The 1609-nt window shown below is 61.2% G+C and carries 1 protein-coding gene; it reads left to right on the forward strand.

Features of this window, described 5'->3' with window-relative positions:
• Window positions 1-1609, forward strand: a 1609-nt coding sequence (locus tag EOM25_14760; protein NCC26438.1) for a sensor histidine kinase, incomplete at both ends; no start/stop codon positions are given.

Here is a 1609-nt window from a genome sequence, read left to right on the forward strand (position 1 = left end):
ATCCGGACTTTCCCGGAATGGTCCGGGGCGATGCCAACCGCCTACGCCAGATTTTATTCAATCTGGCCGGGAATGCCGTGAAGTTCACCGATGACGGGGAAGTCTCGGTTCGGGCCGAACTTCTGGAACAGGACGGGAAAATGGCGTTGATCCGCTTCGCGGTCAAAGACACGGGTGTCGGCATTCCGGCCGACAAGCAGGGAATGCTCTTTGAAAAGTTCACCCAGGCCGACGTCTCGGTGACTCGAAAATATGGAGGAACGGGCCTCGGCCTGGCCATTTCCAGGCGTCTCTCCAAACTCATGGGTGGTGAGATCGGACTTTCAAGCGTCGAAGGCCAGGGGTCTGAATTCTGGTTTACGGTTCGTCTGGGCATGCAGGAGAACCAGGACCGGGCCGAGAGGCATGATCTGGACTGCCTGGCCGGGATCAAGGTCCTCGTTGTTGACGATAACGCCACGAACCGGGAGATGCTCTCGGCCCGGCTGACCTCCTGGATGATGCACGTTGATCAGGCCGAAGATGGACCTTCGGCCCTGGCCACCCTGTACAAGGCCATGGGGCAGGGCCAACCGTTCAATCTCGCTCTGCTGGATATGTACATGCCTGGCATGAGCGGCGATGTCCTGGCCCGGGCCATCCGTTCCGACCCCAGGTTGTCGGAGCTGAAGCTCGTCCTGCTCAGCTCCCTGGACAGAAACGACGACCAGGGCACCTCGACCGAAGGCCTTTTCCAGGCCGCCCTGACCAAGCCCGTTCGGCGAACCGACCTCCTGACCATCCTGATTGCCGTGGCAAAGGGAAGATCGGTTCTCACCGTCCATGGTCCAAACCCAGGCGAGGACCGGACACGCCTCGCGAGACTCGATTTTTCCAAAGCCGGGGCCCGGGTTCTGCTGGCCGAGGACAATGCCGTGAACCGTCAGGTGGCCCTGGGCCTGCTCCACAAATTCGGGGTGGAGGCCAGCGTGGCGGTGAACGGCCTCGAAGCCTTGAAAGCCTTGGGGAACGAAACATTCGATCTGGTCTTCATGGACGTTCAGATGCCGGAACTGAACGGGGTCGAGGCCACCAAAAGCATTCGGGCCCCAAAACCGGAAGGCCTCGGGCTGGACGTTCCCATCGTGGCCATGACCGCCCATGCCATGCAGGGCGACCGCGAACGGTTCCTGGCCGTAGGCATGAACGACTACATTTCCAAACCCATCTCACCCAAGGAGATCGGCAAGGCACTGGAACGATGGCTATCGTCGCCGACGCCGACCAGAGCAGCCGATCCGGAACTCCAAAACACTGCCCCGGACCGACAGAAGGATTTGCCGGCCTTTGACCGGATCGATTTCATGGACCGGGTCATGGGCGACCAGGATCTGGCCCGGCAGGTGGTCGATGTATTCATGCGGGATGCGTACAAACGGTTCGAATCCATTCGCCAGGGAGTCGAGGGGGGCAACCTTGCCATGGCCAGGGCCGCGACCCACACCCTCAAGGGATCGGCCGGCAATGTCGGGGCCCGGGCCATGGCCTTTGCCGCGGCCAAACTGGAGGCGGCTTTGGCCGCTGATGATCAGTCAGGCGCCGTTGAACTTTTGAAAGCCCTGCCGGGCAT

The sequence above is a fragment of the Deltaproteobacteria bacterium genome (genome assembly GCA_009929795.1).
Lineage (GTDB): Bacteria > Desulfobacterota > Desulfovibrionia > Desulfovibrionales > Desulfomicrobiaceae > RZZR01.